This is a genomic window from Paenibacillus sp. FSL P4-0113 (genome assembly GCF_038009305.1).
Classification (GTDB): Bacteria; Bacillota; Bacilli; order Paenibacillales; family Paenibacillaceae; genus Paenibacillus; species Paenibacillus polymyxa_D.
On sequence record NZ_JBBPAZ010000001.1, the window covers coordinates 5,408,851 to 5,432,146 of the forward strand.

The window sequence follows — 23,296 nt, forward strand, 5'->3', positions numbered from 1 at the left end:
GATCATGATTTCATTCGTCCGGCCAAAAAGGAGCTGTACTGGAATATGCGTCTAAGCGACTTTTGGCGGATTTCCGGCTCGTCAAATTTCATTGGTTTGGCATTGGCCTCAAAAAACCAGAGGGTTCCGAGCGTATCCACGCCCAGATCCATGGACATTTCGCCATGAGAAAGACCGGATGCGCGTTCAATTTGACGTGCAATCTGTATGGCCGTACTTTTAACTTTGTTCAGTAGATCCGTGCTGTCCTCAGGCCCAAACAGTGAGGACAGTAGCTTGAAAGGGTCCTCTACACTCCCGCCACGCGGGACATGTGTGGTAATGCTCCCCTTACCGGCCAGTCTGGCACCGACTCCGGTGATACTCCAGGAGCCACGGATATTTTTTTGTACCAGGATACGCAGGTCGAAGGGTTTTTTCTGATGGGTTGCCAGATCGATACCCTGTTGAATGATATAAGGTGAGTTGCCTGCTTCCCGTCGGATACGTCCCCACAGCCGGGATAGCGATACAGATCTGTAGGTTACACTTTTTTTGTCATGCTGAATGGTCAGTCTGTAAGCCATTAGATGGTCTGGGAGGAATTTAAGAATCATAATCCCCTTTCCGGCCTTACCGTTTTCCGGCTTGAGATACAGGTATGGATACGTAGACAGCATTTTTCCTAAGGAAGACAGGTTGCTTAACCGTTTGGTTGCCGGAACAAGCTGACGAGTCGTTTCTGAGGTGCGCAACCACTTGAACAGTTCCCATTTGTTAAAAAAGCCTGGATTGTACAGCTCAATGCCCGAGGCATGTGAAATTTCATCCAACTTTGTGCGCACAGAGGTTTTAAGTTCATAATTACGGTTGGGGATGCGATTATAAATGACCTGTGGAGGTGGGAAATCCTGTTCCTCCCACGTCTGTAAGCTCTTGTTGAAGACATAGCCCTTAATCGTCTCATCTGCCAGTTTCAGGTCCCTGACGGTAACAATGTACACCTGATATCCCATCCGTGTTCCCGTTTCAAGAATATCCCTGAAATTGCGCTGATTGCCCTTGAAAAATTGCCCTTCGTCGTGCACTGTCAATACAGCAACGACTGGCTTATGCTCCGCCCGGGTATTCATAGTTCCTCTTTTCTGCGGAATTTACTGAGGTAAAGACAGTGGTCCAAAATATGCTCCACGGATGCTTTACCCTCCGCACGCAACGATGGATGCTGAAAAATGGATCGGCCTGGCTTGGAGTTGGCTTCAAACATCCATACCTTTTCATCCTGATCAATGCCCAGATCAAAACCGATTTCACCCAATAGATGCTGGTGATGGTGTTCAATGGCTTCAGCGAGTGTAACTGCTACGTTCTTGGCACGTTGAAGCACTTCACCCGCCCGGTCTCCGAATACCCGGTTCAACGCCTGTTCAGGTGTCATAAGAGAACCGCCATTTTTGATATGGGTTGTGACACTGCCACGTCCGGCTTTTTTGGCTCCAATGCCGACGACGACCCACTGATTATTTCCATTTTTATGCATGTGAAACCGGAAATCAATCGGGCAATTGTCAATCTCGATCAGCTGGATACCCTGTTGAATGACATAACCCTTTAACATCTGTCCCTGATTGGAGTGAAGCATCCTGAGCATGGAATTAAAAGAGGCGAATTTTAGCAATACATTGCTACTTTTCTTACGGTACCTCACATAATATCCTTGCTTGGGAACATGGGACAGACGATAGATTCCTTTACCGAGACTGCCTCCACTTGGCTTGTAATAAGCAAATTGATGTCGCTCCAGCATACCTCGGATACGTTCAGAGCTGGGATTCATATATGATTCAGGGACATAGCGGTTAACATCTGGGTTATTCTCCAGCAGATTATAGATATCGGACTTATTGAAAAAGCTCCAGTTAAAAAAGGGAATTCGTTTGCGGGAAAAGCGTTCGCGTAGTTGATTGATCGCCGGGGAAAAATCAGAGCGACGGCTCGGCAAACGGTTATAGATCACGTCCGGCAAAGGTACAAGTTTACGTGTGAATTCCCCGCTGGATGACAGAAAATAGCCGTTAATCGTATCATTTTGCCAGTTGATATCCCGAGGGGTGAAGGCAAAAATATAAGATTTTTTGCTGCCTTCCCTCAGCAGTTGCTTAATAAAGCCTGTGCGCGATCCGAAAGGGCGAGTGGTGGAGGTGGTACCGTCAGACAGCACGCCAATCAACGGCCCTAGCTGTATATCACCATCCAGATTCCGCAAATAGATGGCCCCGCTTTTGGGAACACGGATTGCATTACGTAAGCCGGAGGTCAAGTATAGATGGCGTCCCGCCTTCTGAATTGGTTTTACTGTAGCGGGAATCTGATCCTTACCGAGCCGCAGACGAACGGACTTGGCTCCGGATAATTTAAGGCTTTTCAACAAGGCAGTGGATATATACGCCACCTTGTCGGGCTGCTGTGAGAAATGCACATTGCAATGCGTTAAACTCATCTGTTTATCCTCCTATACCGTATGTTCAAGGGAGGCGCCCGCGCCCTTTGGCCCTGTCGCTTTGGAATGGGTCATTAAATATCGAGCATATTCGAGCGGGCGGTTGACCGACTGGAAAGCGCACTCCGGCTGACGGGTCTGAAAAAAGGCGGCCCGACCAGGTCGGGAATTAACCTCCAATAGCCAGATGTTCCCGCTCTGGTCAATACCGTAATCAATTCCCAACTCGCCAAGGCGGCCATAACGTTCCTCAAGCGCCCTGGTAATGGTCGAGGACAGCGCCCTCATCTGCCCGATGATGAGACGCGTGGTGTCCGCGCCAAATTGTTCACGAAGGTATGGCTCAGCCGGATGGGCTTCGCCACCACCGTGCAGATTAGAAGTCAGAGTTCCTTTTCTGCCTTCTCTTACAGCAAAGCCCGTCAGGCGCCAATGGCCGTTGCCATCCTTTTGCATGAGTGCGCGAACATCAAAGGGATGATTGCCTTGGCTTGTTAATTTCAAATAAGGCTGCACGATATAAGCGCGTTTGTGTGCAATTCCGTGGATCCATGACAATCCTGCATCCAATTCGGGAAACAAACGCCGGAACGGACGGTTACGGGAGTCTCTACCCTGTACAAGTAGTCCCTGGCCTCCTTCTGCCAGCCGGAGATACAGTGTGCTCTTGCCATGTGTTCCGGTCTGTGGCTTCATAAACAGCTCCGAATGGCGTCCTAGCCATTCCACAAGCTGGGCCGTGTCCCGGTAAGGCGCCGTAGGCGGCACAAAAGGACGTACTTTATCTACCGCATGCAAAGCGCGATACACCTGCCATTTGCCAGGTAAGTTACGCGACCAGTAGATGAGCTTGCGCGAATTTTGCTCCGCCATGTCTTCCAGTGTGCGCCTGACATTCTGGCTCTCGTGGACATGGAGACAGCGGTTATACACAATATCCGGCAACGGAAAGCGGCCGGATGTCCATACTCCGTTACGATAAACATAACCTCGTATGGAGTGATCTTCAGGTGAAACTCCTTCGACGGTAAACGCCATTACGCTAAGATCAGAGCGCCTGCCCAACAGACTTAGCCTGCGGCAAAAATCGGCTTCGGTAATAGGGGGAGTGGCGGCCTGATTCCGGCTAACAAGCACGCCCAGCGTGCCTGGCACAACAAGAGACACCGACAACAGCTCCTTTGGCAGCCAGACTCTGGAAGAGATGAATTCATTTGAAGCCGGCTGAATAACAGCAGTATTCAATCATTTTTTTAACGGACGGGCGAGTTTTCTGATCATTTAACGGCGTGTTGTCATTCTTCGATGGCTTCGAATTGACCTCCAGCAACCAGATGCGCCCCGTGCTGTCTATTGCCAGATCAATACCAAATTCTGCGAAATGGGCGGGAATTGCTTTTTCTACTCCGCTTGCGATATCCAGTGCTGCTGTTTTGAGAGAGGTATGCCCATTCGATTTAACGGTTGCGGGCAGCGTGGTCTTGGCAAGTGCTTCCTTGACAGTACTCAGCGTGCCGCCTCTTGCCAGATTGGACACAAAGTGGCTTCCTCCGGCGATCCGAGCGACAATGGATGTTACGGTCCAGGTTCCGGACGAATTTTTCTGTACAAGCGCACGAAAGTCGACCGGACGCTTACCGTGATCAATCAAGGTAAGTCCCTGTTGGAGTTGAAAGCGTGTTGTTTTCATTTTTCCCGCCAAGCTTTTGTACAGCTTATCGACGTTGGCATACGTTTGCTTGCGGGGTGTGCCCGCTGTTGTGGATAGCACCGAAAAGGTGCCATCGGTTTGCTTGTTAATGCGCATTATGCCTTTACCCAGGCTTCCGCGCACTGGCTTGAGAAAAACAGCGGGATACTGGTTGCACATTTTTTTGAAAACAACAAAAGTTTGCAGCAAGTGGGACTCGGGTAAATACTTGCGCAGGGAAGAATTTGATTTAAGCGCATCAAATACTTCATTCTTATCCAAAAACTTTTCGTTAAAAATAGTCGTGCCGTACTGCGATTTTACTTCTTTCATGAAATGCTGTACGCTAGTTCTGTTCTCGAGTTTACGGGAGGTAAGACGATTATTGACGACATCGCCGGCGGGCATGACCGTCTTTTTCCAGCCTCCGTCATACACCCATCCCTGAACTCGCCCGGGCTGACTTCCGATATGCTCCGGGGTGAAGAAATACACATATGCTCCTTGTCTGCGGCATTCCCCGACTAGTTCACGGCAGAACAGGGTGATCGACCCGAAAGGCTTGTCGGGCTGTTCGGGATAGTCCCGACTGACCAGCACGCTAATAAGTGGGCCCACTCGAAGTGTCCGGCGACCTCGGCTGTAGGTTACTCGCAGATCACAATTGGCATGAAGCCCCATTTTTCGGGCTAGCACGCTTCCCACACGTAGGCCGCTATAGCGGGGCACCGATATGACGGTAACCTCTTGGCGGAACGAACCGAAGGCGAGCTGAACGGGGTGGCCAGCGGATATTTTCCATTTGCGAAGCAAGGACTCGCCGACCATGAGTACGTCATCCTGCAAGATGCCCGATCCGATGATTTGAATCGTTGTTTTTTTGATGGACATCGTGGATCTCCTTCCGGGCAGCAACTTGATGTCTTGAAAGTAACGGGAAACGTGAATGGGCTGTAATAGCACTGATTCATCATATGAGGACATATATCCCTTGGTGATTGACGGACAATGTGAAATGTTGACACTAAACTTGTATTGGAGGAATAAACAATCATGAACATCTATGACAAAACCCATGATTTAGCAAAAGCATTGAAGGAAAGCAAAGAGGTAGAGGAAATTACGTCAGCGATGAAGCTGATCGAAACCGATCCAGAAGCCAAGAAAATGCTCGACGATTTCCGTGAACGCCAAATGGAAGTACAACAACGCATGATGAGCGGTGATATGCCAGCACAGGAAGAGATGGAAAAGATGGAGAAGCTGTTCGAGGTACTTAGCTTGAACCTCAACATCCGTCGCCTGTTCGACGCTGAACGTCGCCTGAGCGTGATTATTGAGGACGTTAACAAAATTATTGCAGACAGCCTTCAAGATTTGTACGGTTCATCTCTGTAAGTTTGTCTCATATTCCTTCCTGTCCTCTCATAGACTAGATACATAGAGTCACAGGGAGAGGAAGGGATACGATTGGGTTCTTTTAAAAGATGGAAACATGGTTTGTATACACTGATTGCGCTGGCTATGGTCTTGGTCGCGTTACCACGCATCTCGCTTGCAGGCGGTTTGAACTGGGTCAACGGCTTTGGGATAGTATGGGTACTTTTTGCGCTGCTAGTCATCGGAGCGAACATGCATTTTTTGCTGGGTGTGGATGAGGAAAAGCGCAAAACGCTGGAGCGTGTACGGCGGGCCAAAATGCAGCAGTGGCAGATGAAATGGGATAAAAAGGCTGACAAAGGCAGCATGCAGTGAGTTTTTTTTCAGCTTGTCTTGGGCTGGCCTACCAGATTACAAATCAATCATAGTAAGAAGCGGTCCTTGTGAAGAGGGGATCGCTTTTTTGCTATTTCCGAAGCAGAGAACTCAAAATGAACAAAGGTCTAAAATAAAGGGTTTTTGTGCTATAATAGATACAGAATGATACAGATTGAACGTTGGGGGTGTAACAGAGTTGGACGGGCTAGATGAAACAGTTACGAAGCATGAGCAGCTATTGCGACATATCGAGCAGTTGAAAATAGGCTCCAAAATTTCTGTGCGCAGGTTGGCTAAAGAAATGAGCGTCAGCGAAGGAACGGCCTATCGGGCCGTGAAGGAAGCTGAAAACCTAGGAATTGTCATTACCAAAGAACGGATCGGAACAGTACGAGTGGAGAAGCGCCCTCGCGGCTTGTCCGAGCAGCTGACCTTTGCAGATGTCGTGAATATTGTAGAGGGACATGTGCTGGGCGGAAGTGAGGGGCTGGAGAAGCCTTTGCACAAGTATGTGATCGGAGCGATGCGCGAGGAAGCTATGGCTCGTTATATTGATGCAGGTAGTTTGCTGATCGTAGGTAACCGTGAGGATGCGCATTCACTTGCATTGGAGCAGGGGGCAGGTGTGCTGATTACAGGGGGCTTCGGTACGAGCCGAGAGGTTAAGCAGCTCGCAGACAAGATCAGTCTGCCGATTATTTCCTCACGCCATGATACTTTTACAGTGGCATCTATGATTAATAGAGCCATATTTGACCGCTTGATCAAAAAGAAAATTATGCTGATTGAAGATATTGCGGCAGGCAAACCGAAAACGTTGACTTTGAAAATCAACAGCACACTTACCGAGTTTGAAGAACTTTCGGTGACGACCGGACATCATCATTTTGCAATCGTGGATGAATGGAATCGTTTAATTGGTATCGTCAGCCGCAAAGATGTGGAGGGGCTTCAACCTGAGCATACGATGGATAAATGTCTGATCCGCAATCCGATAACGGTCACCTACCAGACCTCGCTGGCTTCAGCCGCGCAAATGATGGCGTGGGAAGGTGTGGATTATTTGCCGGTCGTGGACCGCAACCGCAAGCTGCTCGGGTCCGTTACACGGCGTGAGGTGCTGGAGGCGCTGCGTAACGCCCAAAAGCAGCCGCAACTTGGCGAGACGTTCGACCAGCTGATCTGGAACGGGTTTGCTGAGGAGCGTAATGAGGACGGATCGTTATTTTTTCGCGGGTTTATCATTCCGCAAATGGCGACCAATTTAGGTACGATCTCGGAAGGCGTACTGGTCAACGTGATGACACAAGCGGGCTACCGGGCAGCTAGAGACATGAGCGGCAAGGATTATGTGCTGGACAATTTGACGACATATTTTATTAGACCCGTACAGATAGAAGATGCTGTCGTTCTTCGTCCGATGCTGCTCGAGATGAGTCGCCGCACCTGCAAGCTAGAAATTGCAATTTCACGGGAAAATCATTTGGTATGCAAAGCAGTGATGACGCTTCATTCCATTGAACATGGTTAGTCTACAATGGAACGGAGTAAGGTGTGAAGTCGAATAGATCGACTAGTGGCTTTCAGGCAATCTTTCTTTTGCTTCCAGCCAAATTTGCAGCACGCCTTCCATTACAAGCATCGTTTTGACCTGGATCGTATACTCCTTGTCACGAACGGTGTATTTTTTTTGGTGCAGCAACATACGTACCAGCTTGCTGTCAGAGTCAATCTCGAACATATCTCTGCCACGCAGCACCTCCAGATCACGACTGACACGGCGAAGAAGTTCCTTCAGGTTGATAGAATCAATTTTTTCGGCCGAAGCTTCCTCCGCGATCAGCTTGATTTCTTTGACAACGGTTTGGCGCTTGCTGTATTTGCGCAATGTTTTGTTGTCCTCCTCGGCTTGCTGGAGCTGGAATTGGAGATCCTGGTTGTTCGTCCATAGCTGATTGAAGCTGGCATGCCAGATGACGTTGTAGATCATGCCTCCCGTAATCATACCGAGTACAAAGACGGAGGACAATTGCATAAAAGGACGCAGGCGCTCAAAAGGGGGAACTCTCATAGTCGTTTCACCTCACGGTCGTCCGTTGCCGCATACCCACTTGACCAGCTCTGCACCCATATGAGCGCCTAAAAAGGCGAAAATCAAATACAATATCTGCTTAATGGCAGGTGACAAATTACCATCCAACATATTGCTTTCAATGACCCGGATCGGGTCCATCGTTCCCCCCACAGCGGCAGCAAGCGCCCATATTTTAATTCTTCCGGCAACCTCTAGCATCGTCTGGGTGGGCGGCTGAAGCGATACCACAGCTCCCATTCCGCCGAGCATGGCTCCACCGAGCACGATGCCGAAGGCAATGAAGAAGTCGAGAATCGCTTTGGATATAAAAGTGCTCATGCTCTTTTCCTCCTTAGGTATACGAATCAAGACCGCGCTTGTCCGCCGAGGTCTGTACTTTTATTCTATGGGCGCTACTAACGCGGATATGATAAAATAGTTTGAAGAAAATCAAGCGGTGAAAGGAAGAGAAGCGCATGAGTTCATTTGTGCATTTGCATGTTCATAGCGAGTACAGCCTGCTGGACGGCGCGGCTCGTACCGCGGAGTTGGTCAAACAGGCATCAGCTTATGGAATGAAGGCGCTGGCCCTTACAGATCACGGGGTCATGTACGGTGCCATTCCTTTTTATAGAGCGTGTGTAGAGAACGGCATTAAGCCGATTATTGGGTGTGAGGCCTATATGACGGCAGGATCGCGCAAGGAGCGTGGCAGCCGCAAGGATCAGCCCATATATCATTTAATTTTGCTCGCCAAAAATAAAACAGGCTATCAAAATCTGATGAAGCTGTGCTCCATCGGCCATTTGGAGGGCTTTCACTATAAGCCGCGCATCGACATGGAGGCTTTGGCTGCCCATCACGAAGGCATCATATGCCTGAGCGCTTGTTTGGGCGGTGAAGTGCCGCAGCATTTACTGCATGGTCGGGAAGCCGAGGCACGACGCGCAGCGGAACGATATCGTAATATTTTTGGCGATGATTTTTATCTGGAACTCCAGGATCATGGTCTTTCGGAGCAAAAACGTGTAAATCCTCTCTTGATCGCACTGGCGAAGGAACTGGATATTCCACTGGTCGCGACGAATGACGTGCATTACTTGACTGAGCCAGATGCGGACGTGCAGGATGTCCTGATCTGTATCGGGACAGGAAAGACAGTTGACGATGAGGAGCGTTTGCGTATACCAACACGTCAGTTGTATCTGAAAAGTCAGGAGGATATGGCTCGTTTATTCCCGCATGTGGCAGAAGCCATCGCCAACACGGTGCGTATTGCTGAAAAATGCGAACTGGAGCTGGAATTCGGTCAATCCATTTTACCTGAATATCGCCCGCTGCCGGAAGGAATGACCTCTTCGTCCTATTTACGCAATCTGTGCGTGCAAGGGCTGGAGCGTCGCTATGGAAGCGATTCCGGATGGGAGCAGCCGGAGGAACGGGAAAGGCTGAACCAACGGCTAAACTATGAGTTGAATACCATTGACAGTATGGGTTTCAGCGATTATTTCCTGATTGTATGGGATTTTATTGCCTTCGCACATAAGCATAAGATTGCAACGGGACCAGGGCGTGGTTCCTCAGCAGGCAGTTTGGTTGCCTATGTGCTTAACATCACGAATGTCGATCCGATGAAATACAACCTTCTCTTTGAACGATTTCTGAATCCTGAACGAATTAGTATGCCGGATATAGATATTGACTTTAGTGATGAGCGGCGTGACGAGGTTATCGACTATGTAGTACAGAAGTACGGAAATGAGCATGTAGCGCAAATTATCACCTTTGGAACGCTGGCGGCAAGAGCCGCTGTCCGTGACGTCGGTCGTGCATTGAACGTGCCATATGGAGAGGTAGACAAGGCAGCCAAGCTGATTCCGGCGCAGCTGGGCATTAATATCCGTCATGCGCTGGAAATTACCCCGGAGCTGAAAACGCTATATGAAACGAAGCCCAAGACACGTGAACTGTTGGATATGGCGATCAAGGTTGAAGGAATGCCTCGTCATGCTTCGACACATGCAGCGGGTGTTGTCATTTCGCGGACTCCATTGACCGATGCGGTTCCGCTTCAAGAGGGGAGCGAAGGAGTACCTTTGACGCAGTACTCGATGGAAAATCTAGAGCGCATTGGTTTGCTTAAAATGGATTTCCTTGGGCTGCGTACGCTCTCCATTATTGAACGGTGCATACACTGGATTGCGGAAGAGCATGGAGAAACGCCTGATTTTAGCCGTATTCCCGATAACGATCCGCATACCTATGACTTGTTGGGCAAAGGAGATACAGGAGGCGTATTCCAGCTGGAGTCGGCCGGTGTACGCCGGGTACTCAAGGATTTGAAGCCGAGTGTATTTGAGGATATCATTTCTGTCCTGGCTTTGTATCGTCCGGGCCCGATGGGTTTTATTCCTAACTTTATACAGGCCAAGCATGGTCAGATTGAGATTTCTTATCCGCATCCTGACTTGGAACCGATCTTAAAGGATACGTACGGTATTATTGTGTATCAGGAGCAAATCATGCAGATTGCTTCGCGCATGGCGGGCTTTTCCCTGGGAGAAGCCGATCTGTTGCGCCGGGCTGTGTCCAAGAAAAAGCGCGAAGTACTGGATCTGGAGCGCGGACATTTTGTTGAAGGCAGTATGAAGCAGGGATACACGGAGGAGGAGGCCGGCAGGGTTTACGATATGATTGTTCGTTTTGCTGACTACGGCTTCCCGCGTGCTCATGCAGCTGCTTATGGTGTGCTAGCATTTCAGACGGCTTATCTAAAGGCACATTATCCAGTACAATTCATGGCTTCAATGCTGACGGCGGTGATGGGAAGTCATCGGAAAGTGGCTGAATATGTCGTCGAATGCCGTCGTATGGATATCGCAGTGTTGCCACCTGATGCGAATGAAAGCGGGGTGCTGTTTACTCCATTACAGCAAGGAAGCATCCGTTTCGGCCTGGCTGCAATTAAAAATGTTGGCACACAGGCGATGGAGAGCATTCTCGCTGTTCGCAAGGAACGGCCTTTCGACAGCCTGCTCGATTTTTGTCGACGTGTCGATTTGCGAGTATGTAATAAGAGAGTAATTGAATCGCTTATTCAGGCAGGGGCCTTTGACTCATTGACGGGTCATCGGGCACAGTTGCTTGCCATGCTGGATGAAACGGTGGATGCAGCCGTCAAGTGGCGCAAGGAACGGGATGACTTGCAAATTGATATGTTTGGTTTTGTGGAAATGCCCAATTGGGATATCGAATACCCCAATGTACCCAAATTCAGTGCCAGCCAGCAGTTAGAGCTGGAACGTGAACTGCTGGGACTGTATTTATCCGGGCATCCGTTGGATGATTTTGAGTCGCTGTTGGAAAACAGCGAGGCGGATCGTCTGATGGAGCTGGGCGATGTGCCAGATGAAACGGTTGTTGTGACCGCAGGCATGGTAGTGTCACTCAAAACGATTACGACCAAGCAGGGTAAGGCTATGGCCTTCATTGAGCTGGAGGATCAGATTGAGCGCTGTGAGGTTGTGTTGTTTCCTGAGGTGTGGAAGCGGAGCCAGCAGTGGATTGAAAAGGGGGCTTTGCTTACGCTTCGAGCCAAGATGCAGCAGCAGGACGAGCACTTCAAGCTCCTTGCGGATGAGACCGCCCCGCTGGCGGAAGACTCGCTGGCACGGCTCCTCCAGCGCCGACGTGCCAGTACGCGCTCGTCCGCCGCAGCTGGAGCATCCTTACCAGCTGCTGGTTCTGCCGCTGGCGGCCCAGGCGGGAGCGCGTCGCGTGTGTCGTCCCCGCCTTCGGCAGCCACTGCATCTGCTTCGCCTCAATCGAAGGCGGATCGCCCCGTGGCGGCGGCTTCACCGCGCGGAGTCGAAGCGGCTCGCGGTGAGCAGGTGCCGGTCCCGCGCAGCGCGGAGCCGACCACTCGTCAGCGGGTGTTTGTCAAGATCACCCGCCAGGCTGAGGAGGACGCCAGCTTGTTGGTCAGTCTCAAGGCGCTGCTACAGGAGCATCCCGGTGCTATGCCTACCGTACTTTTTTATGAGAGCAACCAGCGTCTGCTGGCGTTGAGCGATGCTTACAGCATTAAGCCCTCTCCTCAGCTTTTTGATCAAATGGAGTCGATGTTGGGTGAAGGCACGGTGAAAGTCAAATAATAGGTACACAGTAACCCGCCCTTATTGTAACGGTTTAATGAACATTTTCCTTCCCTCCCGCATACACTTGGAAAACTGGCGGAACAGGGGTTCAACACGCACCCTGCACCATAAGGTCCCGCACGGTGAAAGAATTGAACTGCACGGTGAAAGCGGGAGGGAAATTATGTCCTATGAATATGCAGAAACTTTGCTAAATCGCAGAGGCATTCGTATCGAGTCCATTGCGGACATTGTTTTTCAGCTTCAGCTAAAATATTATCCTCATTTGACGATGGAAGAATGTATAGACAGTGTCAAAGCGGTTTTGCAAAAGCGCGAGGTTCAATATACCTTGCTCACAGGCATTGCGCTCGATGAATTGGCTGAAAAAAAACTTCTCCCTCAGCCGCTGCAAGCCATTATGGAGGCAGACGAACCGCTGTACGGAGTGGACGAGACACTAGCTCTTGGAATTACGAGTGTGTACGGCATGATTGGCTTAACCAGTTTTGGTTATCTGGATAAGGAAAAGACGGGGATTATCGAACAGCTGAACCAAAAAGGCAGTGGTATTCATGTGTTTTTAGACGATCTTGTCGCCGGACTGGCTGCCGCTGCTTCTTCGCGAATTGCACATCGGAGTCTCCATGCCAAGCATTATCCTGCATCATTGGATGCTTAGTTGACCTGTGTAAACAGAGTTGATGATTTTCTAGGCCCTCCGACGGAACTTAAATGATCAGGAGGGCTTTTGTTGCGGGAAAAAAGTAAGGTATGTTATCATGAGTCTATTATATGGGCTCAAAACTTGAGGCTTAGGGGGTAGAAACAAGGCATGTGGACGGTGATTTATATTGCACCGACGGCCAGACTGGCTGACATGATTAAGCTCAAACTGTCTGAAGAAGGTTTTATGGTGCAGGCCCGGGCCATCAGCGCATCCAAGCAACAGTTTGAGATACTTGTGCCTTCGGGTGAAGTCGAAGAAATTCAGGAAGTGCTTAATTCGATTTTGCGCCCTTGAGTCCGGAACGGCGGAAGTGATACAGCAGCATGAGTGGAACAAAGGATGCACGATCGGCGGTAATGTTTTAGGAACAGGCGTTGACGTGTGTATGAACATAATGCTTAGAGGTGCCGCATAGACGGCAGAGGACCTTGTATCGGTTACGGCTGACAAATAAACGGCTGGAGAGGTGTAGTTGTGTTTAAAGATTTATTCCAAAAGAAGCGTAAATACGCGACCATCCCTTCGGAACGGGCGCTGAGCGGCGATCAAGCGGACATGCCGGATCGTCCCAAACGGGAAATTCCCGAAGGTCTTATGACCAAATGTGGCAAGTGCGGAAGTATTCAATACAGCAAAGAACTAGAGAAAAATTTGAAAGTGTGTCCGGTGTGCGGATACCATATGCGTTTGAATGCAATGGATCGCATTCGCATGGTGCTCGACGAAGACACGTTTACGGAATATGATGCCGATATGATTTCGGTTGACCCGCTGGACTTTCCGGGATATGCGAGCAAGCTGGAGCAACAGACCCTGAAATCTGGCTTGCGAGAGGCTGTCGTTACGGGCGACGGCCTTATTTATGGACATCCTGTTGTCGTTGCTGTGATGAGCTTTGACTTCTTTACTGGTAGTATGGGTTCGGTCGTAGGAGAGAAAATTACGCGCGCCATTGAGCAAGCAATAGACAAGCGTCTGCCGCTAATTATTTTCTCAACTTCCGGCGGAGCACGTATGCAGGAAAGTATTTTAAGCTTGATGCAGATGGCAAAAACAAGTGCTGCTCTTGCTCGTCTGGATGAGCAGGGATTGCTCTATATTTCTGTTATCACCGACCCGACTACAGGTGGAGTATCCGCTAGCTTTGCTACGCTTGGAGATATTAATATCGCAGAGCCAGGAGCTGTATTCGGTTTTGCAGGGCGTATTGTAATTGAACAAACAATCAGACAGAAGCTGCCGGATGATTTTCAAACTTCCGAATTTAATTTGCAGCACGGACAATTGGATATGGTTGTACATCGCAAGGGACTGCGCGATACCCTTGGGCAACTGCTTGATCTACACAGTGTGAAAGGGGAGGAATAGATGGCTGGCGAATTGCCTTATGAAAAGCCCCTGGTCGAGATGCGACAGAAGATCGAAGAACTCAAGCAATTCGGACAGGATAAGCAAATTGATTTTACAGATGAAATCAACCGTCTCGAGGAACGTTATCTCGAGATGGAAGAAGAAATATATTCGAACATTACAGCACCACAAAAAATGCATTTGGCTCGTCATCATCAAAGACCAACGTCTCTTGATTTGATAGAGCAGGTGTTTACGGATTTTATTGAATTACACGGCGACCGCTTGTTTGGAGATGATTTGGCGGTTGTAGGCGGGATTGCCAAGCTGAATGGTATTCCGGTGACCGTCATTGGCCAGCAGCGTGGTAAGGATACGAAAGATAACATTGCACGTTTTTTTGGTAGTGCCCATCCGGAAGGATTCCGTAAAGGCTTGCGTCTGATGCAGCAGGCTGAGAAATTTAAACGCCCTATTATTACATTCATTGATACGAAGGGCGCTTATCCGGGTAATACAGCAGAGGAGAGAGGTCAATCGGAAGCGATTGCCCGCAACTTGCGGGAGATGACAAAGCTTTCGGTGCCTGTTATTTGTGTGGTCATCGGCGAGGGTGGAAGCGGCGGTGCGCTTGCGTTTGCAGTCGGTAACCGTGTGCTGATGCTGGAACATGCCATTTATTCGGCCATTTCTCCAAACGGTGCAGCCTCGATTCTATGGAAAGATGCTTCCAAGGCCGATCAGGCAGCTGAAGCCATGAAGATTACGGCTAATGACCTCCTTCGCATGGAAATTATCGAGGATATTGTGCCGGAGCCGAAAGGGGGCGCGCATCGTAACTATGAAGTGACCGCTGCCGCAATCAAGGAGCTATTGGAACGTCATTTGGCGGAACTTACCAATATGAGCTGCGATGAATTGAGGGAAGATCGGTATCAGAAATTCCGAAAAATAGGTCAATACACCTTCTTGAAGTCTTCGGAAACTGAACCTATGTTGTAATACGCTGTAAACGGGTAACAATAAATATGACGAACTTCCTATACAAATAGGAAAAAGTGTAGTAGATTTAATTGTTGGAAAAAGATATAAAGAGTAGCACCTTTGAAAACGGAGGAAAAACCCAAATGCGCAAAACTAAGATTGTATGTACCATCGGTCCTTCCAGTGAGTCATTGGAAAATGTGAAGAAACTGATTTTGGCTGGTATGAACGTAGCCCGCCTGAATTTCTCTCACGGTGATTTCGAGGAGCATGGCAACCGGATTAAAAACATCCGTCAAGCTTGTAAGGAGCTTAACAAAAATGTTGCTATTTTGCTCGATACGAAGGGGCCGGAAATCCGGACAGGAAAGCTCGAAGTTGAACCTATTGAGCTTGTTCAGGACGAGTTCATTACGCTGACAACGGAAGAAATTCTCGGTACGCAAGATCGTATTTCTATTACGTACAAAGATCTTCCCTCGGACGTGGAGCCCGGCTCCACCATTCTGATCGACGATGGTCTGATCGGACTCACCGTTATTGAAGTATCAGGCACTGAAATCAAATGCCGCATTGTCAATGGCGGAACGATCAAAAGCAAGAAGGGCGTTAACGTTCCAGGCGTTGCAATTTCTTTGCCTGGTATTACGGAGAAAGATGCTAATGATATCATTTTCGGTATTGAGCAGGACATTGATTTCATCGCGGCTTCTTTTGTTCGTAAAGCAAGTGATGTACTGGAAATTCGTGAATTGCTGGCGAAACACAATGCAAGTCATATTCAAATCATTTCCAAAATCGAAAATCAGCAAGGTGTGGACAACCTGGACGAAATTTTGGAAGCTTCGGATGGCCTGATGGTTGCCCGTGGTGACCTTGGTGTGGAAATTCCTGCTGAAGAAGTGCCTCTGGCGCAAAAATTGATGATTAACAAATGTAATGTAGCTGGCAAGCCTGTTATTACGGCAACACAAATGCTGGATTCCATGCAACGTAACCCGCGTCCGACTCGTGCGGAAGCAAGTGACGTGGCGAATGCTATTTTTGACGGAACAGACGCAATTATGCTGTCCGGCGAAACAGCTGCGGGTAAATATCCCGTAGAATCCGTATTGACGATGTCACGTATTGCAGAAAAAGCTGAGTCCTCTCTGAACTACCGTGATTTGTTCAAAAAACAAAGAACGGCTCAAGAAATTAGTATCACAGAAGCAATCAGCCAATCCGTTTCTATTTCTGCACTTGACCTGCATGCTAAAGCGATTCTGACGTCCACACAAAGCGGAACAACAGCGCGTATGATTTCTAAATACCGTCCAGAAGCTCCGATTGTTGCTGTGACAACACAGGAAAGAACAGTTCGCCGTTTGGCTCTGATCTGGGGCGTACATGCAGTACAAGGCAGACCAATCGTTGACACAACAGACAGTCTGTTTGACAACGCGCTGGAAGGTGGTCGCAAATCTGGCCTCGTTAAAGAGGGCGATTTGGTTGTGATTACTGCGGGCGTACCTCTTGGTGATTCCGGTTCTACGAACCTGATCAAAATTAGTTGCGTTCCAGCACAAGCGTAATTAAAGCCTCCGTGAAATAATACCGAGGCTGTATGTATCGTTACAACAAGCAAAAGAGCATTCAAGTCAATAAGACTTGGATGCTCTTTTTTATGTTCTCTAGCTTTTTATTTCTAGTCCTTCTTGTCGTATGAAGTTAAGGAATGCCTGTTGCATTAAGTTCATGTGTGTATCTTGTTGATACACGATGTTTATTTGATAATGGCTCCTTTTGTTATCAGCCTCGGGATAAGGAAGCCACTCCACCGAGGGAATAGCATTTTCATGATTATCGACTCCGCTTGCAGGAAAGAAGGCAAGCGCCTCTCCGCCGCTTACGACTTGCTTTACCGCTTCCCAAGAGTTGATTTCCAGATGGGGCTTAACTAGCGAGGAGTACAGATCTACAACGGATGAACCGCTATATTTTACCCATGTGTGCTTGTCCAGCATATCGGTTCCATCGAACTCCTCTAATTTGACTTCAGGTGCACGTGCAGAACGGATAACTCCTACTTGATCTGAAGCCACTGGCTCTGCCACTGTATACTCTGGAAGAGATCCTCTATCGTCGAGAAAAGCAAAATCAATTTCCCCCTGTTTCAGTAGCTGCCTAATTGCATCCGGGGATTGAATCTCCAACTGAATACGACAATCTGGATACCGCTCAGCAAACTTAGCCATCAAAGTGGGGAGGAGATAGGTACCTGATATCGACTCAGCACCTAGATGTAATTGACCCTGTGACTCTTCTGTCAGTTCATCTACAGCTTGTCTAGCTTCTTGCTCCAGAGAGATGATTTGCTTTGCGTAAGGTAATAATTTTTTTCCAGCTTCCGTTAGCATAATCCTGCCTTGTTGAAGAGAGAATAGGGAAACACCCAATTCCTTTTCCAAGCTTTTCATATGAAAGCTGACGGTAGGTTGTTTGACTTGCAAAGCTTCGGCCACATCCGTCGCCTTATGGAATTTGTCGATCAGCATCAAGATACGCAATTTTAGAATATTCATGGAATCCAACAGCTCTCCTTATATGTCATTCATATATGAATTTCAAACTATAGATTAATTATATACCGAAAAATAATTTATCTATCAATATTTTATATTTGTTTTACAAAACCACGTCGTTCGTCTAACATTCCAGGCCTACAATGTAAAAGTGTTGATGGTCATAAATAAAAAACCGTCACTTAACTAAGGGGAGGACAATAAAAAATGTTGAAAAAATGGCCGTTCATTCTGATGACTCTCACCATGGTATTTGCACTTGCAGCTTGTGGATCAGGTAACAATGCTGCACCACAAGGAGAAGCTGCTACAGGAACAGACAATAAAGCAGCTGCTGAACTGACAGGAAACATTCTGGCTGTGGGCTCCACTGCACTTCAACCATTGGTAGAGCAAGCGGGACAAAAATTTATGGCTGTCGATAAATATAAAGGCATTGCAGTTCAAGTACAGGGCGGCGGTAGCGGTACTGGCTTGACTCAGGTTTCCGGCGGACAAGCGGACATCGGTAACTCCGACGTGTTTGCAAAAGAAAAACTGGAGAGCGGTGCAGATGAGCTGGTCGATCACCAAGTAGCTGTTGTAGCCATGTCAGCGGTAGCGAATCCTAAAGTAGGCGTTACAGACCTGAAAAAAGATCAATTGGTACAAATCTTCACAGGTAAAATCACAAACTGGAAAGAAGTTGGCGGTGCGGATCAAAAAATCGTTATTGTAAACCGTCCAAGCAGCTCCGGTACTCGTGCAACATTTGAAAAATACGCATTGGGACAAAAAACAGAAGATCTGCCGGGCTCCATTCAAGAAGATTCCTCCGGTACTGTGAAAAAGCTGATTGCTGAAACACCGGGTGCGATTGGTTATCTGGCTCTGTCCTACATCGACAACACAGTAACTGCTTTGAAATACGATGGCGTTGAAGCTAACGTTGAAAATGTAGAACAAGGTAAATATCCAGTATGGGCTTACGAGCATATGTACACTAAAGGTGAGCCAAAAGAGCATGTGAAAGCATTCCTGGACTACATTCTGTCAGATGAAATCCAAAAAACGGATGTCGTAGACTTGGGATACATTCCAGTATCAGGTATGCAAGTGAAACGTGATGCTGACGGTAATATCACGAAATAAGGAGAGTCACACCTCCTGTTCGATGAACGCAGCTAACGCGAGTATATTCACGAAGAAGAGGCGGACTAGCGTCCGGCCTCTATTCTTCGGTTAAAGGAGTTACAGTATGGGACCAATTGAAGGGAAGGCATACATGGAACAGAATAAACGATCCCGAGTTATGAAAGAAAGACATTACTGGGAAGAATGGACCGGCCGCATATATACGTCGGTTTGTGTCGTTTTTTTAGTTGCGGTTATTGTCTCCATCGTATATTTTGTTGCCTCCAAAGGTGTAGCTACATTTGCGGTGAATGGAGTCAGTCTGCGAGAGTTTTTCTTTGGAACCAAATGGAGTCCGGATGGCGAGCCTAAGTCCTTCGGCGCACTTCCGTTTATTACGGGTTCTTTTGCAGTAACCATACTGGCGGCTTTAATTGCCAGTCCGCTCAGCTTATGTGCGGCTTTATTTATGACGGAAATTGTGCCGAAATCGGGTAAGCGTATCCTTCAACCCGCGATTGAATTATTATCCGGTATTCCGTCTGTTGTATATGGCTTTGTCGGCTTGACCGTAATCGTCCCGCTGCTACGGAACGTGTTTGGAGGACAAGGCATCGGCATTCTGGCAGGCTGCCTAGTGTTGTCAGTCATGATTTTGCCGACGATTACGAGTATTATGGCGGATGCGTTGTCTTCCTTGCCGGGGGGGCTACGTGAATCCTCTTATGCTTTGGGTGCTACCCGCTGGCAGACAATTGCTCGTGTTATTATTCCGACGTTGTTGCCTGCTCTTTTAACAGGAATTATTCTCGGTATGGCTCGTGCCTTCGGAGAAGCGTTGGCTGTACAGATGGTAATCGGGAATGCTCCGCATATACCGCATTCCTTGCTGGAATCCGCTTCGACCTTGACCAGCGTCATTACACTTAGCATGGGGAATACAGCGATGGGCTCCGTTCATAACAATGCTCTCTGGAGCATGGCGCTTGTTCTTCTGCTCATGACATTCATTTTCGTGCTGCTGGTAAGGCTGCTTGAAAGGAGAAACCGGGTTTGATGAAAGCTAAAACGACCGACAAGATCGCTACATTTGTAATCTGTTTCTTCGCTTTGTTCATTGTTGCACTTTTGGTGGGATTACTGGGCTTCATTTTGGCCCGCGGAGTCAGTCATATTTCTTTTGACTTTTTAACCAGTGCTCCCCAAACATTACGTGCAGGCGGTGGTATTGGCCCACAACTGTTTAATTCCGTATTTTTGTTAATCTTAACTTTGATTATCACCATTCCGATTGGCTGGGGCGCAGGTATTTACATGGCGCAATATGCAAAGCCGGGGAAAATTACGGACTTTATACGACTTGTCGTCGAAGTATTGTCCTCCTTCCCGTCGATCGTCATCGGATTGTTTGGACTACTACTTATCGTAAATACGTTTGATTTTGGCTTTTCCCTCTTATCAGGAGCCTTGGCTTTGGCCGTATTTAACCTGCCGCTGATGGTTCGCACAACGGAGCAGGCTTTCCGAGCTGTGCCGAAGGAGCAAAAGGAAGCTGGACTTGCGCTTGGATTGTCCAAGTGGAAAATCATTACCTCCATTTTGTTGCCAGCTGCGCTGCCAAGCTTGATTACGGGTACCATTTTGGCCGCAGGCCGTATTTTCGGGGAAGCCGCAGCATTGCTGTTTACAGCAGGGATGAGTACGCCGCCGCTTGATTTTACTGATTGGAATCCATTGCATGCTAGATCGCCTATTAACCCGATGCGACCTGCTGAGACATTGGCTGTTCATATTTGGAAGGTCAATAGTGAGGGGATTGCTCCTGACTCCAAAGATATTGCTGCAGGCGCTTCTGCCGTACTGGTGCTGCTTGTGCTTGCATTCAACTTGAGTGCAAGATGGTTCGGAAGAGTTGTATACCGCCGTCTGACAGCTGCCAAACGTATGGATTAGAAAGGGGATGGAGAACAATGGAACATGTGATTACGCGAACGGCAAAAACCGCCGCACCAGCAACATCCGTTCAGTCTACGCGTTCGGAACAGCTTGTGGGACAACCGCCGCATCCGTTCAGTACTGAGGATTTGAGTATTTATTATGGTAGCTTTGAGGCTGTGAAAAAAGTGAATCTAGCCTTTCCCGAGCAGACAGTGACTGCCCTGATCGGGCCTTCCGGCTGCGGTAAATCGACCTTTTTGCGCTCCCTTAATCGGATGAATGATGAGATTGCATCTTCCTCTACAACGGGACACATCTGGATGGATGGACAGGATTTGACGGCACCGGAAACGGACGTGATCAAGCTGCGTCAGCAAATTGGCATGGTGTGGCAGCGTCCCAACCCTTTTTACAAATCCATTTACAATAATATCGCCTTCGGTCCCAAATACCGTGGGGTGCGCAAGAAGAAACAGCTTGATGAAATCGTCGAAAGCAGCCTGCGTAAAGCAGCATTATGGGATGAGGTCAAGGATCGCCTTCACGACTCCGCTCTAGCGCTGTCTGGCGGGCAACAGCAGCGGCTTTGCATTGCACGTGCTCTATCCGTTCAACCGAAAATTCTGTTACTTGACGAGCCAGCTTCAGCGCTGGACCCTGTGTCTACAGGCAAGGTAGAAGAGCTTATTACCGAATTGAAAAAAGAATTGCGCATCGTTATTGTGACGCACAATATGCAGCAGGCTGCACGAATTTCCGATTATACTGCTTATTTTTATATCGGAAGTCTGGTTGAACATGGGAAAACGAACGATATTTTCACGAATCCTGAAAATGAGCTGACTCAGGAGTACATCATGGGTCGATTTGGTTAAGCGATGTTGCTCATCGACCTACTTTATATTAGCTTTACGTAAAATCCTCTTACTAATCCGGCATTAGTAAGAGGATTTTTATTGTTTTCAAAGTTTTTTAACTTTTTTAATCTATTAGTAAATTAAAATATATTGATCGTTTGGATATATTTTCATATAATACAACTAACTATTTATCATGCATAAATAGTGGTTCAGTCCCTCTCACTATCCAAAAGAATCCTCAGCAAGAATGTATAGGTTAAACTGAACGCAATGACCCAACTTAAAATAAGGGAGAGGTTCAAATGAAGAAGAAGATGTGTCCAACTGTAAAGATGATAGCGCTTTCAAGTTTGGCGATTACAGTAACGTCAGGGCTCCTAAGTCCCTCATGGGCTGCGGCACAGGAGATTGTGCCGGCTACATATGATTCAGTACGTGAATCGGCTACTGCTTCTTATGAGCTTACCACAGATTCAGCTGTGGGACGGGACGTTTATGGTGACGATGTAAATTCAGGTGTGTTGGATCGTGAGCAATTATTTGGGCTGTCGGCTGTGGCGAAGCCAACCGCTGTTGTCAATACAGACAGCATCCTAAACAAGATGCGCGATTTCAGTAAGTTTTCTACGGGGAATACATCCAAGGATACTACACTTGCCTTAAATATTGTATCCTGGCAATTGCCACATGGCGGATTCTTCAAAGCTATGGAAAAGAATTATAAATCTAAATGGGATGGCAAAGCTGCACGCTCCACATGGAAGAGCAAGGATGGTGTTGAACTCGGAACGTTCGATAACGAGGCGACGACAACCGAGATTCGCTTTTTGGCGGATGTATACAAAAAAACCAAAAATAAAGACATTAAGATCAGTGTACAAAAAGCAGTTGACTTCGTACTAACTTCTCAATATTCCTCCGGTGGCTGGCCTCAAGTATACCCTAAACGTGGTAATTATTCCGATGCTGTAACTTATAATGATGATGCAATGGTCAGAGTTATGGTTTTGGCTGACGATATCGTGAACAAGAAGCAGCCGTTTGATAGCGATATTCTGGATAACTCTTACCGCTCCAGACTTCAGCAAGCGCTAAACAAAGGTATCCAGTACACAATTAAATCTCAAATTGTAAATAATGGTACACCAACAATCTGGGGTGCACAGCACGATCCGGCTACTTATGCATCTGTTGAAGCCCGGGCATTTGAGTTACCTTCCAAAACAACTACGGAATCAGTAGGCATTACTGCTTTTCTCATGTCCCAGCCGCAAACCGCTGAAGTGAAAAAAGCGGCTCAAAGTGCTTTGAAATGGTTTGACGCGAACCGAATCGACGGTATGAAATACAATCGTCAAGGTCCGGAGTTTTTCCAAAAGGACGCATCGAGTGTAATGTGGTATCGGTTCTATAATGTGGAAGACAATAAATACTTCTTTTCAGACCGGGATGGCAAAAAGTATACCGACATCATGAAAATTAGTGAGGAAAGACGACTCGGTTACGCCTGGGCGGGAAGCCAAGCTAAGAGCTTGCTTAAGCTGGCTTCGGATAGCGGATATTATAAACTGTCCAAGCCGTTGCCACAATAATAAAGGCATTATTATATATGATTTGCGA

Annotated in this window: 21 protein-coding genes; 14 read left to right on the top strand and 7 right to left on the bottom strand. The window is 47.9% G+C overall.

Going from position 1 to position 23,296, the window contains the following annotated elements; translation table 11 throughout:
• Positions 1 to 2: 2 nt before the first annotated feature.
• The 4 genes from MKX46_RS23740 to MKX46_RS23755 are packed head-to-tail and all read right to left on the bottom strand — an operon-like array spanning position 3 to position 5,060.
• Positions 3 to 1,112 carry a YheC/YheD family endospore coat-associated protein gene (locus tag MKX46_RS23740; RefSeq protein WP_069011206.1) on the bottom strand — a complete coding sequence of 370 codons (1,110 nt, stop codon included), beginning with the start codon at positions 1,110 to 1,112 and terminating at the stop codon, positions 3 to 5.
• On the bottom strand, positions 1,109 to 2,479 hold the full coding sequence (locus MKX46_RS23745; RefSeq protein ID WP_029516605.1) for a YheC/YheD family endospore coat-associated protein: 1,371 nt from the start codon (positions 2,477 to 2,479) through the stop codon (positions 1,109 to 1,111). The genes MKX46_RS23740 and MKX46_RS23745 overlap by 4 nt, the downstream gene beginning before the upstream one ends.
• A 12-nt stretch (positions 2,480 to 2,491) precedes the next feature.
• The gene (locus MKX46_RS23750; RefSeq protein WP_069011205.1) at positions 2,492 to 3,646 is read right to left on the bottom strand and encodes a YheC/YheD family endospore coat-associated protein; all 1,155 of its coding nucleotides are present in this window, start codon (positions 3,644 to 3,646) and stop codon (positions 2,492 to 2,494) included.
• Between the two features lie 43 nt (positions 3,647 to 3,689).
• Positions 3,690 to 5,060: a YheC/YheD family endospore coat-associated protein gene (locus MKX46_RS23755; protein ID WP_029516607.1), complete on the bottom strand. Its 1,371-nt coding sequence runs from the start codon at positions 5,058 to 5,060 to the stop codon at positions 3,690 to 3,692.
• Positions 5,061 to 5,222: 162 nt separating this feature from the next.
• Here MKX46_RS23755 and MKX46_RS23760 point away from each other — a divergent pair, with 162 nt between their 5' ends.
• From MKX46_RS23760 to MKX46_RS23770, 3 genes are all read left to right on the top strand, one after another.
• Complete coding sequence (locus tag MKX46_RS23760) at positions 5,223 to 5,567, top strand: YlbF family regulator (protein WP_341071866.1); 345 nt, start codon at positions 5,223 to 5,225, stop codon at positions 5,565 to 5,567.
• A gap of 72 nt (positions 5,568 to 5,639) precedes the next feature.
• Positions 5,640 to 5,924 (top strand): hypothetical protein, encoded by a 285-nt coding sequence (locus MKX46_RS23765; RefSeq protein ID WP_069011204.1) that lies wholly within the window; start codon positions 5,640 to 5,642, stop codon positions 5,922 to 5,924.
• A gap of 199 nt (positions 5,925 to 6,123) precedes the next feature.
• Positions 6,124 to 7,458: a DRTGG domain-containing protein gene (locus MKX46_RS23770; protein ID WP_029516609.1), complete on the top strand. Its 1,335-nt coding sequence runs from the start codon at positions 6,124 to 6,126 to the stop codon at positions 7,456 to 7,458.
• Between the two features lie 42 nt (positions 7,459 to 7,500).
• On the opposite strand, the gene MKX46_RS23775 is transcribed toward MKX46_RS23770, so the two are convergent.
• Both MKX46_RS23775 and MKX46_RS23780 read right to left on the bottom strand, forming a co-directional pair.
• Positions 7,501 to 7,998, bottom strand: coding sequence for a hypothetical protein (locus MKX46_RS23775; RefSeq protein ID WP_039269883.1), 498 nt, complete (start codon positions 7,996 to 7,998; stop codon positions 7,501 to 7,503).
• Between the two features lie 12 nt (positions 7,999 to 8,010).
• Complete coding sequence (locus MKX46_RS23780) at positions 8,011 to 8,340, bottom strand: YtrH family sporulation protein (protein WP_013309582.1); 330 nt, start codon at positions 8,338 to 8,340, stop codon at positions 8,011 to 8,013.
• Positions 8,341 to 8,477: 137 nt separating this feature from the next.
• On the opposite strand from MKX46_RS23780, the gene MKX46_RS23785 reads away from it, so the two are divergent.
• The 6 genes from MKX46_RS23785 (at position 8,478) to pyk (ending at position 16,775) form a co-directional block, all read left to right on the top strand.
• The gene (locus MKX46_RS23785) at positions 8,478 to 12,155 is read left to right on the top strand and encodes a DNA polymerase III subunit alpha (RefSeq protein ID WP_069011203.1); all 3,678 of its coding nucleotides are present in this window, start codon (positions 8,478 to 8,480) and stop codon (positions 12,153 to 12,155) included.
• Positions 12,156 to 12,321: 166 nt separating this feature from the next.
• Entirely contained in the window at positions 12,322 to 12,819 is a 498-nt protein-coding gene (locus tag MKX46_RS23790) for a phosphatidylglycerophosphatase A family protein (protein WP_023987905.1), read from the top strand.
• 153 nt (positions 12,820 to 12,972) lie between these two features.
• Complete coding sequence (locus tag MKX46_RS23795) at positions 12,973 to 13,161, top strand: hypothetical protein (RefSeq protein WP_013309585.1); 189 nt, start codon at positions 12,973 to 12,975, stop codon at positions 13,159 to 13,161.
• A 180-nt stretch (positions 13,162 to 13,341) separates the two neighbouring features.
• The gene (gene accD, locus MKX46_RS23800; protein WP_341071867.1) at positions 13,342 to 14,235 is read left to right on the top strand and encodes an acetyl-CoA carboxylase, carboxyltransferase subunit beta; all 894 of its coding nucleotides are present in this window, start codon (positions 13,342 to 13,344) and stop codon (positions 14,233 to 14,235) included.
• Complete coding sequence (locus MKX46_RS23805; RefSeq protein ID WP_069011202.1) at positions 14,236 to 15,219, top strand: acetyl-CoA carboxylase carboxyltransferase subunit alpha; 984 nt, start codon at positions 14,236 to 14,238, stop codon at positions 15,217 to 15,219.
• A gap of 125 nt (positions 15,220 to 15,344) precedes the next feature.
• Positions 15,345 to 16,775, top strand: a complete 1,431-nt coding sequence (gene pyk, locus MKX46_RS23810; RefSeq protein WP_029516614.1) for a pyruvate kinase — start codon at positions 15,345 to 15,347, stop codon at positions 16,773 to 16,775.
• A 99-nt stretch (positions 16,776 to 16,874) separates the two neighbouring features.
• Here pyk and MKX46_RS23815 read toward each other — a convergent pair whose 3' ends face one another.
• The gene (locus MKX46_RS23815; RefSeq protein ID WP_069011201.1) at positions 16,875 to 17,765 is read right to left on the bottom strand and encodes a LysR family transcriptional regulator; all 891 of its coding nucleotides are present in this window, start codon (positions 17,763 to 17,765) and stop codon (positions 16,875 to 16,877) included.
• A gap of 207 nt (positions 17,766 to 17,972) precedes the next feature.
• Here MKX46_RS23815 and MKX46_RS23820 point away from each other — a divergent pair, with 207 nt between their 5' ends.
• The 5 genes from MKX46_RS23820 to pelA all read left to right on the top strand — a co-directional run bounded on the left by MKX46_RS23820 (position 17,973) and on the right by pelA (position 23,268).
• Positions 17,973 to 18,896 (top strand): phosphate ABC transporter substrate-binding protein, encoded by a 924-nt coding sequence (locus MKX46_RS23820; RefSeq protein WP_029516616.1) that lies wholly within the window; start codon positions 17,973 to 17,975, stop codon positions 18,894 to 18,896.
• Positions 18,897 to 19,002: 106 nt separating this feature from the next.
• Entirely contained in the window at positions 19,003 to 19,935 is a 933-nt protein-coding gene (gene pstC, locus MKX46_RS23825; RefSeq protein WP_029516617.1) for a phosphate ABC transporter permease subunit PstC, read from the top strand.
• A complete protein-coding gene (pstA, locus tag MKX46_RS23830) occupies positions 19,935 to 20,831 on the top strand; it encodes a phosphate ABC transporter permease PstA (protein ID WP_023987910.1) in 897 nt (298 codons plus the stop codon). Before pstC ends, pstA begins: the two co-directional genes overlap by 1 nt.
• A 17-nt stretch (positions 20,832 to 20,848) precedes the next feature.
• The gene (pstB, locus tag MKX46_RS23835) at positions 20,849 to 21,691 is read left to right on the top strand and encodes a phosphate ABC transporter ATP-binding protein PstB (RefSeq protein WP_039269891.1); all 843 of its coding nucleotides are present in this window, start codon (positions 20,849 to 20,851) and stop codon (positions 21,689 to 21,691) included.
• Positions 21,692 to 21,978: 287 nt separating this feature from the next.
• Positions 21,979 to 23,268, top strand: a complete 1,290-nt coding sequence (gene pelA / locus MKX46_RS23840; RefSeq protein WP_029516619.1) for a pectate lyase — start codon at positions 21,979 to 21,981, stop codon at positions 23,266 to 23,268.
• Positions 23,269 to 23,296 lie beyond the last annotated feature (28 nt).